We start from the raw sequence: 17348 nt of genomic DNA, 5'->3' as shown, positions 1-17348 counted from the left end.
GGCACGGTTCTGCCCGGCTCCGAATCAGGCCGCGGGCGTCGTCGCTGCGCGGTACAGGTCGTCCTCCACCTGGGACGCGCGGATCGGGTGTCCCTGGCTCGTCAGGCACTTCCCGCTGGCGAGGTCCCATTTCCAGTCGTGGAGCGAGCAGGTCAGCACGCCGTCCTCGATCTTGCCGGTCTTGGTGAGATCGGCGCGCAGGTGAGGACAGCGGCGCTGCACGAGCCACTCGCCCAGCTGCGCGTCCTCGGTCTGGTCGGTCTGCTCGGCGTACCAGTTCTCGACGTACTCGATGCGGTCGCGCGAGAGGCACTTGAGGAAGGTCGTGAGGAACTCGTTGAACTTGCCGCTGCGGCCGACCTCGAACTGCATCGAGAGGAAGATCGAGTTCGACCAGTCGATCTCGTGGTCGGCGATGTTGGCCGAGACGAGGTCGGCGGGGATCGTGTACCAGTAGATGCACTCCTCGCCCGCGTACTCGCGGACCTTCGCCTTCGGGAAGTCCACGACCATGTCGAGCTCGCCGATGCGGAAGCGCACGTTGCCGCCGACGCCGTTGCGGATGGTGCGCCCGCGCCGCAGCAGCGGCTCCCACCACTCCTTGATCGCGGCGAGCATCTCGTCGGGCGGCAGCACGGCGGGCCGGGATGCCTCCTCCGCGGCGATCTCGTCCTGCCGCGTGTCACGCTGCTCGGCCAGGTAGGTCCACTTGTCGTCGAAGATGCGGTCGATCTCGGCCTGCGTGTACAGCGTCTGCGTGATCGAGAGCTCGCCGTGGTTCAGCTCCACGACGGTGCCGGGCAGGAACTCGTAGCCCTTCTGCTGGGGACGCGCCTCTTTCATGTGCTGCAGGAACTGCCGCTGGTCGGTGAAGATGGCGTCGTCGTCGAGACCCCACCCGTTGTACTTGAACAGCTCGTCGCGCAGGAACATCGGGGGCCCGGCCATCGGGAAGACGTGCTCGGCGTCGACCTTCTCGATGTAGTACATGGCGCGCTTGTTCTGCGCGTCGCGCTTGAGCTTGGCGAAGTTCTGCTTGGCGTCCTGCGGCAGGTCGTAGACCATCGGCCACCAGATCGCGCCCGACACCTGGGTGAAGTACGCCTCCGGCTTCGAGAACGACATGAGCCGGTCGAGATCGAGCGGGTGCGAGTCGTTCTGGTTGAGGATGCTGGCGGTGCCGTCGTCGACGCTGAGCGACGAGTCGCCGATCGGGCCGTCGCTGGGCGCGCGCAGCGGCGTCACCATCAGCTTGAGCGCGCCGAACTCGAGGGGCACGCCCGCCTCGGTGTAGACGATGTTGTCGTAGCCGAGCCTGCGCAGATCCTGCTCGAGGTCGTCGGTCGGGTACTCGGGCAGGAGGACCTTGATGTCCTTCGGGATGTGCCGCTGCATGAGCGCCGGATCGAAGTGATCGCGGTGCCGGTGCGAGATGTACAGGAAGTCGGCCTTGCCGAACCTCTCCCAGTCCAGGCCCCGGTTGTCGGGGAACGGGAACCACGATCCGAAGAAGGTCGGACCGATCACCGGGTCGCAGAGGATGGTTCCGCCTGCCGTCTCGATGAACATTCCCGCGTGGCCGAGGCCCGTGATGCGCATGGGATTCCTCCTGTGTCGAACCAGACGATTCTAGGCGAGGCCGTCCCTGCCCCCGGCCGGACGAGCCGTCAGTCGTCGAAGAGCGCGCGGATGTCGTCCGAGGTCAGCGTCCTGCCGAACAGGGCGTCGTCGTCCATCACCGCTCGGAACAGGCGCGCTTTGCGCTGCTGCAGGGCCATCACCTTCTCTTCGATCGTGCCGTTGGCGATCAGCCGGTACACCATGACGCTCCGGTGCTGCCCGATGCGGTGGGCGCGGTCGACGGCCTGGGCCTCGGCCGCCGGGTTCCACCAGGGGTCGAGCAGGAACACGTAGTCCGCCTCGGTGAGGGTCAGGCCGAATCCGCCCGCCTTCAGGCTGATGAGGAACACCGGCGCCTCTCCCCCGCGGAACGACGCCACGGCGGCGTCGCGGTCGCGGGTCGAGCCGTCGAGGTAGGCGAAGGGGATGCCGCGCTCGGCGAGCCTCGCCGACACCAGTGCGAGGAACGAGGTGAACTGGCTGAAGACGAGCACGCGGTGGCCCTCGGCGAGCACCTCGTCGAGCTGCTCGAACAGCGCGGTCAGCTTGCTCGGCGGGATGTGCGCGTGGGCGGGGTCGACCAGCTCCGGCGCGAGGCTCAGCATGCGCAGCAGGGTCAGCGAGCGGAACACGATGAACCGGTTGCGGTCGAGATCGTCGAGGAGTCCCAGCACCTTCTGCCGCTCGCGCTGCAGGACCGTGTCGTACAGCGCGCGGTGCGCGGCTCCGAGCTCGACGCGTACCTCCTGCTCCTGCTTCTCGGGCAGGTCGGCCGCGACGTGCTCCTTGGTGCGGCGGAGCACGAGCGGCCGGATGCGGCGCCTCAGCCGTGTCAGCCGCGCGGCTCGGTAGGCACCGCCCTCCTGGTTCTCGGGCACCTTGCCCTTCTCGATCGGACCCACGTACTCCTCACGGAAGCGCCGGCCCGACGCGAACAGCCCGGGTGCGGTCAGCGACAGCAGCGCCCACAGCTCGGTGAGGCTGTTCTCCAGGGGCGTCCCGGTGATCGCGAAGACCACATCGGCGCGCAGCGCCTTCGCCGCCCGGTACGTCTTCGTTCCGCTGTTCTTGACGAACTGGGCCTCGTCGAGGACGAGACCCGCCCACTCGACGCGCGCGAACTCCGGCTCGTCCAGCCGCAGCAGCGCGTACGACGTCACGATGACGTCCGCACCGGCGGCCACCGCGGCGGGGGTCGCCTCGCGCCGGGCCGTCGTGGTGTCGATGATCTCGACCCGGAGCCCCGGTGCGAACCGCTCGGCCTCCGAGCGCCACGTGGAGAGCACCGATGTGGGAGCCACGACCAGGAACGGGCGTGTCTCGCCGGCGTCGCGGGTGCGGGCGATGAGCGCGAGCATCTGCAGCGTCTTGCCCAGCCCCATGTCGTCGGCGAGGATCCCGCCGAGACGATGCGTCCAGAGGAATGCGAGCCAGTCGTAGCCCGCCTGCTGGTACGGGCGCAGATCGGCCCGGAGGCCCGTGGGGACGGGGGCCGGCGGGACCCCGCCGGACCCCCGCAGCGCCTCGACCGTCGCGCGCCACGACACCGCGGGTGCGGCCTCGTCGGCGACGTCCTCGAAGTCGGCCCACAGCGCCGTCTGATAGCGGCTGAGGCGGGGTCCGGTCTCCCACTCGTCGAGATCGCCGGCCTCCTCGATCAGGTCGCGCAGGCGCTGCAGCGACGGATGCGAGAGCGAGAAGTACGCGCCGTCACTGAGGAGCAGCTTCTTGCGGCCGCGCGACAGTGCCGTGAACAGCGCGCCGAAGGGGATGCGGCGACCATCGATCGTCACGATGACACCCAGGTCGAACCAGTCGGGATCCGTCGATTCGGCCGTGGTCACCTCGATCCGCGGGTCGCCGGCGAGCTCTCGATAGCGGGGCCGCTCCCCCGAGATCACGACGTCGACGTCGGCCTCGGCCTCGAGCACGGGGAGCAGTCGCGAGGCGAACTCGGCGGCGTCCAGACCCGACAGGCTGCCGGCGTGCGCGTACGCGGTGGGCGAAGCGTCGCGCCACGCCGCCTCGACGCGGCCACGGATCTCGTCCTCGACGCGAACGTCGCGGTCGGGCGTCCGCGGCGCGTCGATGCCGACCGGATCGTCGCCGCCGTACCGCCAGGCCAGCTCCCAGTCCAGCCGATGCGACGGCGCGAACCGCACGCGCACCACGAGAGCCGGCCGCGGCAGTGCGGGCACCTCGATCCCGGCGGCCGTCACGGCGATGCGGCGGGCGATGCGCGGCAGATGGTCGCGCACGAACTCGTCCGCCTCGGCCGACGGCACGCTCACCGGTGCACGAGCCGCCAGCACGGCAGGGGCGGGATCGGGCAGCGGCAGCTCGGCCAGCACGATGCCGATGCGCTCGCCCTGCACGGTGAAACGGTAGAGCCCGGTGCGTCCGATCGGGCGCAGGGCCGCGGCATCCACCGCCTCGCCGTCGATCGTGACGACCGGCGCGACCTCCACCCCCGAGGTGGTGCGGCCGGCACGCAGCGCGAGCGTCGCCGTGTCCGCCACGGCGACGGTCATCGTGCGCTTCGTCGCGACCAGCGGGATGCCGTGGGCCCCGGCGGTCGCCAGATGCGGCCACAGCAGGCTCGATTCGACATCGTCGAGCGTCAGCCACTCCGACACGTCCGAGAACGCGCCGAACGTGCGCACGTCACGGCCGATGCTGTGCAGCTCGGCGAACCACCGCGCCTGCGCGGGGTCGTACGTCGTCGTGGGACGCCGCAGGGCATCCCACGACACGGCGCCCTTGATCCACGCGTCCGAGCGCGCACTCCGCTCGAGCGGGCGCAGACCCACGAGCACATCGGTGCCGTACTGGTGCAGGCCGCGCGCCGAGGCGCTCTCGATGCGCGCCGGTGCCCATGTCGAGGCGCCGCGCCGCACGCGCTGGCGCAGCTCCACGCCCAGGGCGAGAGCCGTGGTCGGGCGTCGGGGCGCGGCATCCGTCGGCGCCAGCACACTCCGCCACGACGTGGTGTGCGCCGGGCTGCTCTCTGCCAGGCGGTTGCCGGCGAGAAGGGTCGCGACGGCGTGCTTGCAGTCGAACTGCATCGGGCACGTGCACGACGTGGCGGCGATGAGCCGTTCCGGATGCTGCGGATCGAGGCGGATGCGGCAACGGTAGCTCCGGTCCGCGCTCCCCGCGACGACCGACTCCATCACCGATGACAGCGGATCCCACGCGACCTCGAGCACCGCGCCGCCGTCGAAGTACGCCGCGCCTCGCTCGTACGCACCGTCGTCGGCGAGCCGGCGGATGTGCGCGACGGCGACGAACGGAGGGATCACGGCATCCATCCTCGCAAGCGCCGCCGACAGCCCGCGGCGCGGGTCAGGTCGAGCGGGCGATCCGCGCCAGCACGCCGTGCACGAACGACGGCGAGTCGTCCGTCGAGAACTCCTTGGCGAGCTCGACCGCCTCGTCGATCGCGACCGCCGTCGGCACCTCGTCGTTGTAGAGGATCTCCCACGTCGCCAGGCGCAGCACGGCTCGGTCGACCGCGGGCATGCGGGCGAGCGACCAGTCCTTCGCGAACGTGGTGATCTGCTCGTCGATCGCTTCGCGGTTGTCGATCACGCCGTCGACGATCTCTCGCGCGTAGAGCCACGACGCCTCGCGCGCCGGTTCGCTTGCGGCCCGCTTCGCTTCGGCGGCGAGGATCGTGGCGACCTCGTCGCCGCGGACGTCGGCCTGGAACAGGATGTCGAGGGCGCGCTTGCGCGCCTTGGTGCGGGCACTCATCGGTGGGACGCCGCCGCGTCAGCTGACGCGGCCGAGGTAGTCGCCCGTGCGCGTGTCGACCTTGACCTTGGTGCCCGTCTCGAGGAACAGCGGCACCTGGATCTCGTAGCCGGTCTCGACGGTCGCCGGCTTCGTGCCCGCCGAAGAACGGTCCCCCTGTAGGCCGGGCTCGGTGTAGGTGATCTCGAGCACGACCGAGGCGGGCAGGTCGACGTACAGCGGGTTGCCGTTGTTCAGGGCGATCGTGACCTGCTGGTTCTCGAGCAGGAAGTTCTTGGCGTCGCCGACCGTCGCGGCGGGCACCGTGATCTGGTCGTAGTCGCTCATGTCCATGAACACGAAGCCTTCGCCGTCGTTGTACAGGTACGTGAAGTCGCGGCGGTCGACGTTCTCGATGTCGACCTTGGCGCCGGCGTTGTAGGTCTTGTCGACGACCTTGCCGGTCATGACGTTCTTGAGCTTGGTGCGCACGAACGCGCCGCCCTTGCCCGGCTTGACGTGCTGGAACTCCACGACGCTCCAGAGCTGGCCGTCGATGCTGAGGACGACGCCGTTCTTGATGTCTGCGGTGGATGCCATGAGGGGTGAAGTCCGTTCTGCCCAGCCGGTCGCTGAGCTCGTCGAGTGCGGTCGTGTGCCGGTGCGGCGAGACGCGCCCGGATGCCGACGTTCGATTCTACGGGATGCCCGATCCGGGCCGCCGCGTCAGCCGTCCGCGGTGCCGGTGACGACCGCGACGAGCCGATCCACGGCGGTCGCGTAGCCGCGGACGCCCTCGCCGACGACGTGGACGACGGCGACGTCGGCGACGTAGGAGTGACGGCGGAAGGGCTCGCGCGCGGTGATGTCCGAGATGTGCACCTCGGCGACCGGAAGTCCGACGCCGGCGAGCGCGTCGCGCAGCACGACCGAGGTGTGCGTGAGGCCGGCGGGGTTGATCACGATCCCCGCGCAGTCGGTGCGCGCATCGTGGATCGCGTCGATCAGCACGCCCTCGTGGTTGCTCTGCACCGCCCGGATGTCGAATCCGCGCGCGGCTGCGGCATCCGTCGCGATGCGCTCGACGTCGGCGAGCGTGTCGGTGCCGTACACCGCGGGCTCGCGCGTGCCCAGCAGATTCAGGTTGGGACCGTTGACGAGGAGAAGACGGCGCGGCATGGTCACGCGCCCACCCTAGCGGGGCGCTCCGGCGACCGATGACGGCCGCCGCGTCACACCGCCTTCTGCGCGCCCCCCTGCGGCTCGCCGGCGCTGTCCTCGGCGGCGTACTCGGCCAGCAGCTCCCGCTCGCGCTTCGCGTTCGGGAACTTCCATGCCACCAGGGCAGCGCCCGCCACCACGGCGATGATGCCGGCCAGGTACGCCCATGTCTGGCCCTGCTCGAACGACTCCTTCGCAGCCTGGACGATCGCGTCGGCGTACTGGGGGTACTGCTCGGCGATGTTCGAGGCGCTCGAGAAGGACTTCGTGAGCTGGCTCTGCACCGACGACGTGATCTGGTCGGCGTTGGGGGCGTCGGCGATGAGGGCGTTGGCGGATGCCGCGTACCCGGCCGTCAGGAGCGCGCCCAGGATCGACTGCATGATGGCCCCGCCGAGGTCGCGCTGCAGGTCGGCCGTCCCGGAGGCCATGCCGGCACGCCGCACGGGCACCGCTCCGGTGAGCGAACGCGAGGCCGGGGTGCCTGCCAGCCCCACGCCCGCGCCGACGAACGCGTAGCCGAGGCCCACCACCCAGTACGGAGCGTCGCCCCGCCACAGCAGCAGCATCGTGAGGAAGCCGAGGAGCACCGCGGCGTAGCCGAGCAGCAGCGTGAAGCGGGCGCCCCGGGACTCGACCAGCTTGGCCGAGCGCGGAGCGAGCAGGATCATGAAGATCGCGGCGGGAAGGATCGCGAACCCGGACTCGATCGTCGAGTAGCCGAGCACGTTCTGCAGGTACTGCTGCCCGATGAACATCGCGCCCATGAGCGCGCCGAAGACGATGATGCCTGCGCACGCGGCGACCCAGAAGATCGGCCGCGCCGCGATCTTGAGGTCGTACAGCGGGTTGCGGGCCCGGCGCTGGCGGATGAGGAACGCGATGAGCGCCGCCACCCCGATGATCGTCAGGCCGAGCACGAGCATCCCCGCATCCGGTACCGCCGCGAAGTTGATCGCCAGGATGAGCGCGCCGACCAGGACGAGCGACAGGATGCCGCCGAGGTTGTCGACCGGGTCCGACGACTCGTTCACATGGCTCGGCACGAACTTCAGGATCATGAAGAACGCGACCACGATGAGCGGCACCGTCACCAGGAAGACCGACCCCCACGGCAGCGAGCTCAGCATCATGCCGGAGATGAGCGGGCCCAGCGCCGAGATCGCGCCGCCGATCGCCGACCACAGCGCGATGGAGCGCGTGCGTCGTGGGCCAGACCACAGCGCGGTGATGAGGGCGAGCGTCGTCGGGTACGCCATGCCGGCGGCGAGGCCGCCCACGATGCGCGCGATGATCAGCACCTCGATCGACGGGGCGAACGCGGCCAGGAGCGCCGCCGGAAGCGACAGCACCACGCCGATGACGAGCATCATCTTGCGTCCGTAGCGGTCGCCGACGGCACCCAGCCAGAGCACCGAAGCCGCGAGGCCCAGCGAGTACCCGACCGCGACGAGGTTGAGCTGGGTCTGCGAGGCGCTGAACGCCTTGCCGATGTCGGGCAGTGCGACGTTCGCCACCGACAGCGGCAGGTTCGCTACCGCGGCGACGAGGATGAGCGTCGTGAGGATGACGCCGCTGCGAGCCGGGGTGGCCGAGGTGCTGCTCATGGGTGCTCCGTCCGACGGGCGCACCGGGCGTGCGCGACGTCAGTATCTCAGCGGTCGGCGCACCGGGCCATCACGCGGTCTGCGTGGAATCGGGCGCTCGCGCGGTCAGCCCGCGACCTCCTGGTACGCGGCGAAGAGCAGCGACTCGTCGGGGGCCTGCAGCACCGTGGGCTTGGCGATGTCGTCGAGGACGATGAAGCGCAGCATGCCGCCGCGGCTCTTCTTGTCGCGCTGCATCGTCGCCTGCAGCTGCGGCCAGGCGCCCGGCCGGTAGCTCGTCGGCAGCCCGAGGGTTCCGAGGATGTCGCGGTGACGCTGCGCTGCGGCATCCGGGAGGCGTCCTGCCAGACGCGACAGCTCCGCGGCGAACACCATGCCCACAGAGATCGCCGCGCCGTGGCGCCAGCGGTACCGCTCCGCGTGCTCGATCGCATGCCCGAGCGTGTGGCCGTAGTTGAGGATCTCGCGGAGGCCCGCTTCGCGGAGATCCTCTCCGACGACGCGCGCCTTCATGTCGATCGCGAGCTCGATGGTGCGCCGGAAGGCGTCGCTGCGCGGATCGACCGCGGTTTCGGCGTCGGCCTCGACCAGGTCGAGGATCTCGGGCGCCCAGATGAAACCGGCTTTGACGACCTCGGCGTATCCGGCGACGCGTTCGTTGCGCGAGAGCGTGTCGAGCAGGTCGAGGTCGCACACGACGGCCCGCGGCGCCCAGAAGGCGCCGACGAGGTTCTTGCCCTCAGCGGTGTTGACGCCGGTCTTGCCTCCGACCGCCGCATCGACCATCCCGAGCACCGTGGTCGGCACCTGGACGACCTCGACGCCGCGCAGCCAGGTGGCCGCGACGAAGCCGGCGAGATCGGTGACGGCTCCGCCGCCGAACCCCACGACGGCGTCCGTACGCGTGAAGTCGGCCTTGCCCATCACCTGCCAGCAGAACGCGGCGACTTCGATCCGCTTGCCCGCCTCGGCGTCGGGGATCTCGGCGAGCAGCACTTCACGGTCGCCCACCAGCTGGGCGCGCAGGCGCTCGGCCTGCTCGGCGAGAGTCGGCGGGTGGATCACGAGCACCTTGCGAGCGGCGGGAGGCAGAACCTCGCCGAGCGACGACAGGATGCCTCGCCCCACGGTGATGTCGTAGCTCGCGTCGCCGCTCACCCTGATCGTCGTGACGTCGGTCATCGTGCCTCCTCCGGATCGGCGCTGCGGGGCTGTTCGCGGATCCACTCCACGATCGCGTCGACGATGTGCTGCAGCGGGCCGCTCGAGGTGTCGAACGTCGCGTCGGCGAGCGAACGGTAGACCGGCATGCGCTCCTCGAGGATCGCACTCCAGCGCGCCATCGCGTCCTCGCCCCGCAGCAGGGGGCGGGCCGAATCCCGCACGCGTCCGGCCACGACCTTCGGCGCCACGGTGAGCAGGATCACGCGGTGTGCGCCGAGATCGGCCCGGGTGGCGGGGTGGAGCACCGCGCCCCCGCCGAGCGACACGATGCCGCCCTGCGAGAGGCCTTCGACCACGGCCTCGCGTTCGAGGGCTCTGAAGTGCTCCTCGCCGTGCTCGGCGAAGAGCTGCTCGATGGGTCCGTGATCGCGGACGATCGCGATGTCGGTGTCGAAGAACGGCACGCCGAGCGCGCGCGCGGCCTTCTTGCCGATGCTCGTCTTGCCGGCCCCCATCGGGCCGATCAGGACGACGGCGTCAGAGCGCGAGGTCATGCTCGGCGAGGTCCGCGTCGCTCTCCGGCGCGGTGCGCAGGGACTCCGGGATCGCGGCGAGGTACGTCTGGATGTTGCGACGGGTCTCGGCGACGCTGTCGCCGCCGAACTTCTCGAGCACGACATCGGCCAGCACGAGCGCCACCATCGCCTCGGCGACGACGCCCGCCGCCGGCACCGCGCACACGTCGGAGCGCTGGTGGTGCGCCGCCGCCGCGTCGCCGCTCGCGACGTCGACGGTGCGCAGCGCCCGCGGGACCGTGGCGATGGGCTTCATGCCGGCGCGCACGCGCAGCACCGTTCCGGTCGACATGCCGCCCTCGGTGCCTCCCGCCTTGTCGCTGGAGCGCGTGATGCCGCTCGATGCGGTGAAGAGCTCGTCGTGGGCCTGCGAACCGCGCCGGCGGGTCGTCTCGAACCCGTCGCCGATCTCGACGCCCTTGATGGCCTGGATGCTCATGAGCGCCTGGGCGAGCTTGCCGTCAAGGCGCCGGTCCCAGTGCACGTGCGATCCGAGTCCGGGCGGCAGCCCGTACGCCAGCACCTCGACGATGCCGCCCAGCGTGTCGCCGTCCTTGCGGGCCGCGTCGACCTCGGCCACCATCGCCTCGCTCGTGGCGGCGTCGAAGCACCGCAGCGGGTCGGCGTCGAGCGCGTCGACGTCGTCGGGTGTCGGCAGGGCCGCGCCCGCAGGCACCTGCACCGGCCCGATCGACAGCGTGTGGCTCACCAGACGGATGCCGAGCTCGGCCAGGAACGCGCGCGCGACGGCGCCGAGCGCGACGCGGGCGGCGGTCTCGCGCGCGCTCGCGCGCTCGAGGATAGGCCGGGCCTCGTCGAAGCCGTACTTCTGCATCCCGACGAGGTCGGCGTGCCCCGGACGGGGGCGCGTGAGCGCCGCACCGCGGCCGCGGGACTTCTCGGTGAGCTCGACCGGCTCGGCGCTCATCACCTCGACCCACTTCGGCCATTCGGTGTTCCCGATGCGCAGCGCGAGGGGGCTCCCGAGCGTCAGGCCGTGACGGACGCCGGCCGAGACGGTGAGCTCATCCTCTTCGAACTTCATGCGCGACCCGCGGCCGTAGCCGAGCTTGCGGCGTTCCAGATCGGCCTGGATGGCGGCGCGGGAGACGGGGACGCCCGAGGGCAGGCCCTCCATGACGGCGACGAGTTCGGGGCCGTGGGATTCGCCGGCCGTGAGCACGCGGAGCATTCGTCCAGTCTCCCACGTGCCCGGCGACGGTTACGCCGCGGGGGGCGCGACGGCGGCGCGCATGGCGGCGATGACGGCGTCCTCGTGCTCCAGCGGCGCGTCGGCGTCGCCGGTCGCGAAGATCCGGATCTGGAGCACGGCCTGGTGCAGCAGCATCCCGAGACCCGACCGCGCCGGGCGGCCGGCACGCGCCCACGCTTCCGAGAGAGCGGTGGGCCAATGCCCGTAGACGACGTCGAGGAGCAGTCCCCCGGCGCTCGCCAGCGCGTCGGCGGCGGCATCCTCGATGCGGGCGTCGCCCGGGAGGGTGGCGATCGTGAGGGGGACGTCGGCGTGGCGGGATGCCGCGAACGACGCCGCGACGACGTCCACGCCCAGTAGCTCCCCCAGCGCGCGAAGGGGCTGGACGGCCTCGGGGCGCCGAGCGACGACTTCCACCAGATGCGCGCCCAGTTCCGCGACGGCCACGAGCGCCGACGTGGCGGTGGCGCCCGCGCCGATGATGCGGGCGGTGGGCACCGCGGCGATACCGTCCTCGGCCAGGGCTCGGACGATCCCGCCGACATCGGTGTTGAACCCGTGGTGCCCGCCGGCATCCAGCAGCAGGGTGTTGGCGGCGCCGGTCAGCTCGGCGTGGCGGTCGAGCACCGCTGCCGCCGTGAACGCCTCACCCTTCAGCGGCATCGTGAGCGACAGGCCGCGCCACGTGCGGTCGAGACCGGCAAGCTCTGCCCTGAACGCCGCCTCGGACACCTGACGGCTGCCGTACTCCCACGCAAGACCGAGCACCGCGTACGCGGCCGTGTGCAGGTGTGGGGACCGGCTGTGGCTGATCGGGTCGCCCCACACCTCCAGCCGCGTCGCGTCGGGGCTCAGCACCCCGAGTCCGGGTTGTCGGAGCACCACTGCTGCCACTGCCGGACGGCGCGGTTGTGGTCCGCGAGGTTGTTCGTGAAGATCGTCTCGCCGGTGTCGAGGTTCACCGTCACGAAGTACAGCCAGTCACCGTCGGCCGGGTGCATCGCCGCGTTGATCGCGACGTCGCCAGGGTTGGCGATCGGACCGATCGGCAGTCCAGGGTGCACGTACGTGTTCCACGGATTGTCGTCGGTGAGCGCCTCCTCCGACGAGCTCACGGTGCCGTCGTCCTCGCCGATGCCGTACTGGGCCGTCGAGTCCATCTGCAGCAGGCCGAACGTCTCCTGGTTGCTCGGATCGAGGCGGTTCTGGATGACACGCGAGACCTTCTGCATGTCCTGCTCGTAGCGTGCCTCGCGCTGGATGATCGACGCGATCGTGAGGATGCGCTGCCGGTCTTCCGGCGCGACGCCGGCCTCGTCGAGCGACTGGATCGTGCGGTTGACGAGTGTCTGGATGGCGGACTGCGCGGTGACGCCGGGGTCGAAGGTGTAGGTCGCTGGAAACAGCCAGCCCTCGAGGCTGTCGGCGGGGACGCGGTAGACGGACGGGTCGGCCCGGGCGGCCTCGAACTCCTCCAGCGGGATGCCGGTACCCTCGGCGAGTCGCTCGAGCGTGCCGTCGACGGTGAAGCCCTCGGGGATCTGAGCCGTCAGCTCCATCTTGTTCGCGGGGTCCATCAGCGCCGCCAGTGCGGCCTCGGAGGTCATCTGCTTCTGCAGCTTGAACACGCCCGGCTGGAACGGAGGGTCCTGTCGGCTCTTGATGAGGTAGTCGTAGAACGCGTCGGGGGTCTTCGTCACGCCCGCGTCGTGGAGCTTCTGCGAGATCGGCGAACCGGTGTCGCCCGATTCGATGGTGATGAACGCCTCGCCGTTCGCCATGCCCGCCTCGTACTCCTGGGACTCCTGCCAGCCCATGACCTCGCGGATCTGCTTCTCGTAGGTCGACCACACGTACCAGGCGCCGCCTGCGATCCCGCCGAGGACGACCAGCACCACGCCGAGCGCGATCCATCCGCCGATGCGGCGGCGGCGTTTGTTGCGCGGAGGCGGCGCGTCCCCGAGTTCGTCGGTCGAGGACGCGCCGGTGAACAGATCGTCGAGGGTGGCCGGCGCGGGCTTCGGCGAGCCGGCGTCCGTGCGTCGGCGGCCCGCGTCCGTGGCCGTGTCGCCGGGCGCCTGCGAGGCCGTGCCGGCGGCCACGGTGGCGGTGGCGCCGGTGCGGCTGTACGGCATCGCGGGGGTCGCGCCGGAGAAGATCCACGGATCTTGCGCCGGGCCTTCGGTCTCGACGATGTCGACCGGCTGCGTGGGCCGGGGCGTGCGCAGCGGAACCGGCTGGAACCCGGCACCGGTCTCGGCGCCCGCAGGCACGTCGGGCACGGTGCCGGCGGCAGCGGCACGGGCGGCGGTGACGGACGGCGCGGGCTCGCGCGCCGTGGCCCCGTCGGACGAGGGTGCGGCCGATGCCGGGGTCTCGCCCGCCGCAGCCCGCCGTGCCGCCTCACGGGCCGCGCGACGCGATGGCGGCGCTCCCTCGGGGTTCACAGGTGGCTTCGGAGCGGGTGATGTCGTGCCCGCGGAGCCGTCGGTGTCGGCCTCGGAGCGTGCGCGAGAGTCGGCGAGTCTGCCGAACAGGTCCGCGAAGGGATCGTCGGGCGTTGATTCGGGCATGTCAGGCGGGCTCCTGGGGGACGGGGATGCCGGGGGGCCGTCCTGTGCTCTTCTCGACGTCGAGGGCTTGCTGCAGCAGGACGACTGCGGCGACCTGGTCAACGATGCTACGCGAGGAACGCTGGGTTCTGCCCGCACCGCGCAGCGCCGCGTGTGCCGACACGGTCGAAAGTCGTTCGTCAATCAGGCGCACGGGTGTCCCGGCCGCCTCGGCCACCGCTGCGGCGAACTCCCGTGCGTCGAGCGTCGAACGGGTGTCCTCGCCGCGGAGATTCAGGGGCAGCCCGACCAGGATCTCGACGACCGAGTGCTCCTGCGCGAGCGCGACGACGCGAGCGACCGCCCCCTCGTCGCGCGGGACGGTCTCGACCGGGGTGGCCAGGAGCCCGTCCGGGTCGCTGCGCGCGACGCCGACGCGAGCCGTGCCCACATCGACGCCGAGGCGTGCGCCCCGCCGGAATCCGCTCATCGGAGCCGTCCGTTCACGCGCCGAGTGCGTCCTTCACCGAGGCCAGTGCCGCCGGCAGGGCCGCAGCATCCGTCCCCCCGCCCTGCGCGACGTCGTCACGACCGCCGCCGCCACCGCCGAGCACCGAAGCGGCGCCCTTCGCGAGGGCCCCGGCCTTCGCGCCGGCGGAGCGTGCAGCCTCGTTCGTCGCCACGATCACCACCGGGCGCCCGTTCACCTCGGCGCCGAGCGCGACCACGGCCGCGTCCGAGCCCAGGCGCTCTCGCACCTGCAGCGCGAGCGAGCGCACGTCGTCGGCCGACGACGCCGCGCCGAGCGACTCCGCCACCACGCGGGTGCCGTTCACACGGCCGGCGGCGGCGACGAGCGCCGGCAGACGGTCGCCGAGGGCCTTCGCCTCGAGCGCCGCGATCTTCTTCTCGGCTGCCTTGAGGCTCGCCTGCAGCTCGGCGATCCGCGCGGGAAGCTGCTCCCGCGGAGCCTTCAGCGTCGACGTCAGCTGCGACACCAGCGCACGCTCGGCCGCCAGCGACCGGAACGCGTCGAGTCCGACCAGCGCCTCGACGCGGCGGTTCGACGCGCCCACCGACGACTCGCCGACGAGGCTGATGACGCCGATCTCGGCGCTGGTCGACACGTGCGTCCCCGCGCAGAGCTCACGCGACCAGGGACCGCCGATGTCGACCATGCGCACTGTGTCGCCGTACTTCTCGCCGAACAGGGCCATGGCACCGAGCGAACGCGCCTCGTCCAGCGCGAGCACGCGCGTGGTCACCTCGAGGTTGTCGCGCACGGCGTTGTTGGCGATCTCTTCGATCTCGGTCTTCGTGGCGTCCGAGAGCGCCTGGCCCCACGTGAAGTCGAAGCGCATGTAGCCGGCGCGGTTGAGCGACCCGGCCTGGGTCGCCGTCTTGCCGAGAGTGTCGCGCAGCGCCGCGTGCACCAGGTGCGTCGCGGAGTGGGCCTGCCGCGCGGAGCGGCGGTTCGCGGCGTCCACGATCGAGGTCGCCGGCTGGTCGACTCCCACCTCGCCGGACGTCACCTCCACGGTGTGGCTGACCAGGCCCGCGACCGGCTTCTGCACGTCGAGCACCTCGAGCTCGTAGCCGGGGCCCACGATCACGCCCTTGTCGGCCACCTGGCCGCCGGACTCGGCGTACAGGGCGGTCTCGGCGAGGATCACCTCGGCGATCTGGCCCGCGCTCGCGCGGTCGACCGGAGCGCCGTCGACCAGGATGCCGAGGACGCGCGACTCGGTCTCGAGGTCGGTGTACCCCGTGAAGACCGTCTCGCCCTTCGCACGCAGGTCGCGGTACACGCTGGTGTCGGCGAGCTGGCGCTTGCGTGCGCGGGCGTCGGCCTTGGCGCGGGCGCGCTGCTCCTGCATGAGGCTGTCGAAGGCGCCGCGGTCGACCGTGAGCCCGGCCTCCTCGGCGATCTCGAGCGTGAGATCGATCGGGAACCCGTAGGTGTCGTGCAGCAGGAAGGCCTCGGCACCGTCTATCGTCGTCCCGCCGGCCTTCTTCGTCGCGGCCAGCGAGTCGTCGAGGATCGTCTCACCCGCGGCGAGGGTCCGCAGGAACGTCGCCTCCTCGGCGAGGGCGTACTGCGAGATGCGCGGCCAGTCGGCCTCGACCTCCGGGTACGCGTCCTTCATGGCATCGCGGGAGGCCGTGAAAAGCTCGCCGAACGTCGGTCCGTCCACGCCGAGCAGCCGCATCGAGCGGATCGCGCGACGCATGAGGCGCCGCAGGATGTAGCCACGGCCGTCGTTGGACGGCGTGACGCCATCCGACATGAGCATGAGCGAGGAGCGGACGTGGTCGGCGACGACGCGGAAGCGCACATCGTCGTCGTGGTTCGCTCCGTAGGTGCGGCCAGAGAGCTCGACCGCCTTGTCGAGCACCGGGCGCACCTGATCGGTCTCGTACATGTTGTCGACGCCCTGCTTGATGAACGCGATGCGCTCCAGGCCCATGCCGGTGTCGATGTTCTTCGCGGGCAGCTCCCCCACGATGTCGAAGTCGTACTTCGATCGGACGTTCGTGATCTCGTACTGCATGAACACGAGGTTCCAGATCTCCACGTACCGGTCGTCGTCGGTGGCCGGTCCGCCGTCGATGCCGTACGCGGGACCGCGGTCGAAGAAGATCTCGGAGCAGGGTCCAGCAGGGCCGGGCAGGCCCGTGCTCCAGTAGTTCGTGTCTTTGCCGAGACGCTGGATGCGCTCTTCGGGCAGCTCGGTGAGGCGCAGCCAGAGGTCGTGCGCCTCGTCGTCCTCCTCGTACACGGTGACCCACAGGTCCTTCGGGTCGAAGCCGAGGCCGCCGTCCGCCTCGGGCGCGGTGAGCAGATCCCACGCGTAGCGGATCGCGCCCTCCTTGAAGTAGTCGCCGAACGACCAGTTGCCGAGCATCTGGAAGAACGTGCCGTGACGCGGCGTCTTGCCGACCTCTTCGATGTCGTTGGTGCGGATGCACTTCTGGTTGTCGGCCGCCCGCGGGTACGGCGCGGGCACGTCGCCCGAGAGGTACGGGATGAACGGGACCATGCCCGCCACCGTGAACAGCAGCGCAGGGTCGTCGGTCACGAGCGATGCCGACGGCACGATGGTGTGGCCGTTCTTCTCGAAATAGTCGAGGAAGCGCTGGGCGATCTCGGCGGTCTTCATTCGGGTCCTTGCCATGGCGCGGTCATCCGCCCCGGCCCGACCGGGGACGGCATGATCGCTGGATCAGTCGGTGAGCTTTCGTGCGGTCTCGGAGGCTGCGTCGGCGGCGTCGGATGCTGCCGCCTTGGCGTTCGCGACGGTCTCGGCCGCAGCACCCCGGGCGTCCTCGACCAGTCCCGCGAACCGCGACTCCTGCTCGCGGTAGGCGTCCGCGATGCGGTCGGTGAACTCGGTGATGCGGGCATCGACGTCGGCGAGGATCTCGTGCCCCCGCGGGTCCTTGTTCATGAAGTGGGCCACGACGAATCCACCGGCAACTCCGAACAGGAACCACACCAGGGTCTTCATGTCAGCACTCCTCGCGGCCGCCGGGCGCGGCATCCCTCCATCGTAGAGCGAAATGACGAAGGGCGCCGGGTCTCCCCGACGCCCTTCGTGCTCCGGTCGCTGAGCGAGCGAAGCGAGACGGAACGCGAACCGCGCCGCGTCCGGTCGCAGCC

14 protein-coding genes are annotated in these 17348 nt (G+C 70.9%); all 14 read right to left on the bottom strand.

The features are described from left to right. Positions 1-24: 24 nt before the first annotated feature. A complete protein-coding gene (locus IM778_RS08935; protein WP_194411640.1) occupies positions 25-1599 on the bottom strand; it encodes a Rieske 2Fe-2S domain-containing protein in 1575 nt (524 codons plus the stop codon). Positions 1600-1667: 68 nt separating this feature from the next. Beyond that, the gene (locus tag IM778_RS08930) at positions 1668-4922 is read right to left on the bottom strand and encodes a DEAD/DEAH box helicase (protein ID WP_228484814.1); all 3255 of its coding nucleotides are present in this window, start codon (positions 4920-4922) and stop codon (positions 1668-1670) included. Between the two features lie 43 nt (positions 4923-4965). Continuing rightward, positions 4966-5376 carry a transcription antitermination factor NusB gene (nusB, locus tag IM778_RS08925; RefSeq protein ID WP_194411638.1) on the bottom strand — a complete coding sequence of 137 codons (411 nt, stop codon included), beginning with the start codon at positions 5374-5376 and terminating at the stop codon, positions 4966-4968. Positions 5377-5394: 18 nt separating this feature from the next. Continuing rightward, a complete protein-coding gene (gene efp / locus IM778_RS08920; RefSeq protein WP_194411637.1) occupies positions 5395-5955 on the bottom strand; it encodes an elongation factor P in 561 nt (186 codons plus the stop codon). Between the two features lie 126 nt (positions 5956-6081). Next, entirely contained in the window at positions 6082-6540 is a 459-nt protein-coding gene (locus IM778_RS08915; protein WP_194411636.1) for a type II 3-dehydroquinate dehydratase, read from the bottom strand. Positions 6541-6587: 47 nt separating this feature from the next. After that, entirely contained in the window at positions 6588-8183 is a 1596-nt protein-coding gene (locus IM778_RS08910) for an MFS transporter (protein ID WP_194411635.1), read from the bottom strand. A 105-nt stretch (positions 8184-8288) separates the two neighbouring features. Further along, the gene (aroB, locus tag IM778_RS08905; protein WP_194411634.1) at positions 8289-9365 is read right to left on the bottom strand and encodes a 3-dehydroquinate synthase; all 1077 of its coding nucleotides are present in this window, start codon (positions 9363-9365) and stop codon (positions 8289-8291) included. Continuing rightward, positions 9362-9901, bottom strand: a complete 540-nt coding sequence (locus tag IM778_RS08900; RefSeq protein WP_194411633.1) for a shikimate kinase — start codon at positions 9899-9901, stop codon at positions 9362-9364. Before IM778_RS08900 ends, aroB begins: the two co-directional genes overlap by 4 nt. Next, a complete protein-coding gene (gene aroC / locus IM778_RS08895; RefSeq protein ID WP_194411632.1) occupies positions 9885-11114 on the bottom strand; it encodes a chorismate synthase in 1230 nt (409 codons plus the stop codon). The genes IM778_RS08900 and aroC overlap by 17 nt, the downstream gene beginning before the upstream one ends. 30 nt (positions 11115-11144) lie before the next feature. Continuing rightward, positions 11145-12020 carry a shikimate dehydrogenase family protein gene (locus IM778_RS08890; RefSeq protein WP_194411631.1) on the bottom strand — a complete coding sequence of 292 codons (876 nt, stop codon included), beginning with the start codon at positions 12018-12020 and terminating at the stop codon, positions 11145-11147. Beyond that, a complete protein-coding gene (gene mltG / locus IM778_RS08885; protein ID WP_228484813.1) occupies positions 11987-13708 on the bottom strand; it encodes an endolytic transglycosylase MltG in 1722 nt (573 codons plus the stop codon). Before mltG ends, IM778_RS08890 begins: the two co-directional genes overlap by 34 nt. 1 nt (position 13709) lies before the next feature. Next, complete coding sequence (ruvX, locus tag IM778_RS08880) at positions 13710-14177, bottom strand: Holliday junction resolvase RuvX (protein WP_194411630.1); 468 nt, start codon at positions 14175-14177, stop codon at positions 13710-13712. Between the two features lie 13 nt (positions 14178-14190). Then, positions 14191-16848 carry an alanine--tRNA ligase gene (gene alaS / locus IM778_RS08875; RefSeq protein WP_194411629.1) on the bottom strand — a complete coding sequence of 886 codons (2658 nt, stop codon included), beginning with the start codon at positions 16846-16848 and terminating at the stop codon, positions 14191-14193. Positions 16849-16911: 63 nt separating this feature from the next. Then, complete coding sequence (locus tag IM778_RS08870) at positions 16912-17196, bottom strand: ATPase (protein ID WP_194411628.1); 285 nt, start codon at positions 17194-17196, stop codon at positions 16912-16914. Between the last annotated feature and the right edge of the window lie 152 nt (positions 17197-17348).

This window comes from Microbacterium cremeum, from assembly GCF_015277855.1.
GTDB lineage: Bacteria > Actinomycetota > Actinomycetes > Actinomycetales > Microbacteriaceae > Microbacterium > Microbacterium cremeum.
The sequence above is the reverse complement of the archived record's forward strand: the minus strand, read 5'-3'. Positions and strand labels throughout refer to the sequence as shown.

Bases quoted from the DNA above. Each gene is read 5' to 3' on its own strand.
- aroB (WP_194411634.1), bottom strand. From the start codon at position 9,365: ATGACCGACGTCACGACGATCAGGGTGAGCGGCGACGCGAGCTACGAC.
- mltG (WP_228484813.1), bottom strand. From the start codon at position 13,708: ATGCCCGAATCAACGCCCGACGATCCCTTCGCGGACCTGTTCGGCAGA.
- IM778_RS08870 (WP_194411628.1), bottom strand. From the start codon at position 17,196: ATGAAGACCCTGGTGTGGTTCCTGTTCGGAGTTGCCGGTGGATTCGTC.
- IM778_RS08910 (WP_194411635.1), bottom strand. From the start codon at position 8,183: ATGAGCAGCACCTCGGCCACCCCGGCTCGCAGCGGCGTCATCCTCACG.
- efp (WP_194411637.1), bottom strand. From the start codon at position 5,955: ATGGCATCCACCGCAGACATCAAGAACGGCGTCGTCCTCAGCATCGAC.
- IM778_RS08935 (WP_194411640.1), bottom strand. From the start codon at position 1,599: ATGCGCATCACGGGCCTCGGCCACGCGGGAATGTTCATCGAGACGGCA.
- aroC (WP_194411632.1), bottom strand. From the start codon at position 11,114: ATGCTCCGCGTGCTCACGGCCGGCGAATCCCACGGCCCCGAACTCGTC.
- alaS (WP_194411629.1), bottom strand. From the start codon at position 16,848: ATGAAGACCGCCGAGATCGCCCAGCGCTTCCTCGACTATTTCGAGAAG.
- ruvX (WP_194411630.1), bottom strand. From the start codon at position 14,177: ATGAGCGGATTCCGGCGGGGCGCACGCCTCGGCGTCGATGTGGGCACG.
- nusB (WP_194411638.1), bottom strand. From the start codon at position 5,376: ATGAGTGCCCGCACCAAGGCGCGCAAGCGCGCCCTCGACATCCTGTTC.
- IM778_RS08900 (WP_194411633.1), bottom strand. From the start codon at position 9,901: ATGACCTCGCGCTCTGACGCCGTCGTCCTGATCGGCCCGATGGGGGCC.